This window comes from Patiriisocius sp. 208BN25-11, assembly GCF_058147145.1.
This window is the reverse complement of record NZ_JBYVJY010000056.1, coordinates 1-325: the sequence shown is the minus strand read 5'-3', so window position 1 is coordinate 325 and position 325 is coordinate 1. Positions and strand designations below refer to the sequence as shown.

The 325-nt window shown below is 36.3% G+C and carries 1 protein-coding gene; it reads left to right on the top strand.

Annotation, left to right across the window (positions count from 1 at the left end; all coding sequences use genetic code 11):
* A partial coding sequence (locus ACY2RS_RS15530) for a hypothetical protein (RefSeq protein WP_490099580.1) occupies window positions 1–325 on the top strand: 325 nt, incomplete at both ends.

Below are 325 nucleotides of genomic sequence, written 5' to 3'. Positions count from 1 at the left end.
AGCTTAAGTTGTCTACAAAAGACATGAAAGTAAAAGGTGAAGGTTTACCATTTTACTCGGCAGAAGAAGCAGTAATTGCTTACAACGAGAAGATGGTAGATCTAAACGCTCAAATTCAAATTAGAACAAAAGATTTTAATGATGCAGGTGAATTAGTGTACCAAATCATTGAGACTACTTTGGGTAGAGTTATCTTGAACCAAAATGTTCCTGAAGAAGCTGGATACATCGAGGAAGTATTAACTAAGAAATCTCTTAGAGATATTATTGGTGGTATGCGAGCAAAAACAAGCGTACCTAAAACGGCAGCGTTCCTAGATGCAAT